The organism is Mycolicibacterium arseniciresistens, assembly GCF_030519285.1.
In the GTDB taxonomy this organism is placed as follows: Bacteria; Actinomycetota; Actinomycetes; order Mycobacteriales; family Mycobacteriaceae; genus Mycobacterium; species Mycobacterium arseniciresistens.
This window is the reverse complement of sequence record NZ_JAUMSQ010000140.1, coordinates 1-1,678: the sequence shown is the minus strand read 5'-3', so window position 1 is coordinate 1,678 and position 1,678 is coordinate 1. Positions and strand designations below refer to the sequence as shown.

Below are 1,678 nucleotides of genomic sequence, written 5' to 3'. Positions count from 1 at the left end.
TGCCGCCGACGCTCACCAGCACCAGGCGGTCGCCGACGCGCCGGTAGAGCCGGCGCAGCACCTCGGCCGAACGCCGCGCGACCGGCGGCCCGGACACGCCGCCGGCGCCCAGGTCGGTCGCGCCGGGGGTGTGCAGCTGCTCCCGCGACACCGTCGTGTTGGTCGCGACGATGCCCGCAAGGCCGAGTTCGACTGCGAGATCGGCGATCTGGTCGATGTCGCCGTCTTCGAGGTCGGGCGCGATCTTCACCAGCACCGGCGCCGTCGTCTGGGCACGGACCGCGGCGAGGATGGGCCGCAGCGAGTCGACCGCCTGCAGGTCGCGCAGCCCAGGGGTGTTGGGGGAACTGACGTTGACGACGACGAACGCGGCCACCGGCCCGACGTGGCGGGCACTCTCGGTGTAGTCGGCGACGGCGTCCTGCGCCGCGGTGGCCTTTGTCTTGCCGATGTTGACGCCGACGGGGGCGGCAGGTCGCGCCCGCGCCAGCCGCTGCGCCAGCTCGGCCGCACCGGAGTTGTTGAAACCCATCCGGTTGAGCAGTGCGCGGTCCTCGGGCAACCGGAACAGCCGCGGCTGCGGGTTGCCCGGTTGCGGGTGCGCGGTCACGGTGCCCACCTCGGCGTAGCCGAAGCCCAGCGCGGGCCAGGTGCGCACACCGCGGCCGTCCTTGTCGAAGCCGGCGGCCAGGCCGAGCGGGCCGGGGAACCGCACCCCGAACACCGTGGTGGCCAACACCGGGTCGCGCGGAGCAAGCCAGCGCGTCAGCGCGGCACGCAGCGGGGCCACCGCCGTGACGGCGCGCAGCAGGGCGAACACCCAGGTGTGCACGCGTTCGGCAGAGACCGAGAACAGCAGCTGGCGGACTGCGCGGTAGATCACCCGGTCACTGTCCCGGCTGATCGGTGATGCCCGCGGTCTTCTTGCGGCGCAGCAACACCCGTCGGCTGCCGTCGGTGTAGGCCCGCACCCGGGTCAGTTCCCAGCCGCGGTATTCGGCTTCGATGGACAGCCGGATCGACGCGGTCAGCCGGGTGACGTCGGGTGGCAGCCGCAACGGCACCCACTCGTAGTCGTCGGAGAGGTCGCCCTCCCAGCCCTGCGGCATCCGGCCGCGGTGCATGGCACTCACGGCCCGCCCGCCGCCGCGTTCGCGATCACCTGGACACCGTCTCCCGCACCGGACACGACATACAGCGTGCCCGACGCGTCGTCGAAGGCCAGGGAGTCGGGTTGTCGCACGGTCCGATATCGCACCTTTTCCACCGGGATGCCAGTGGCCAGATCGTATCCAATGACCGTGTTGGTGGCAGTCTGCGACACCCAGGACAGCGTCGGTGAGGCGGCCAGCCCGTAGGGCGCCCCGCGCACCGGGTAGCGCTGGCGCAGGATCAGCGGGTCGGTGCCGAACACCAGCAGCCCGTCGCCGCGGGTGTCGGCCACCAGCACCCGCCCCGCCGGGTCGACGGCCATCGTGGTGGCGCCCTCACCGGCGCGCAGCGCGTGCCGGGCGTCGGTGCCGGACGCGTCGACGGTGGTCACCGACGTCTGCCCGCGGTCGAGGACCACCATGGTGTCGCCCTGTGCCGCAAGGGCGTCGACGCGGGCGAAGATCTTCAGTTCCGCGGCCACCGCGGCGGTGTCGCCGTCCGCGGTGGCGAGTGTGACCACCGCGCC

General features: G+C 72.9%; 3 protein-coding genes. All 3 read right to left on the bottom strand.

The features are described from left to right. Positions 1-880: quinone-dependent dihydroorotate dehydrogenase (locus tag Q2100_RS17850; protein ID WP_302915140.1), on the bottom strand; the 880-nt coding region annotated here is incomplete at its 3' end. Between the two features lie 7 nt (positions 881-887). Further along, positions 888-1,124: a DUF5703 family protein gene (locus tag Q2100_RS17845; RefSeq protein WP_264012514.1), complete on the bottom strand. Its 237-nt coding sequence runs from the start codon at positions 1,122-1,124 to the stop codon at positions 888-890. Positions 1,125-1,129: 5 nt separating this feature from the next. Beyond that, positions 1,130-1,678, bottom strand: a 549-nt coding sequence (locus Q2100_RS17840; protein ID WP_407667645.1) for a YncE family protein, incomplete at its 5' end; no start/stop codon positions are given.

Excerpts from the sequence above, each read along its gene's own strand:
- Q2100_RS17845 (WP_264012514.1), bottom strand. The coding sequence starts at position 1,124 with ATGCACCGCGGCCGGATGCCGCAGGGCTGGGAGGGCGACCTCTCCGAC.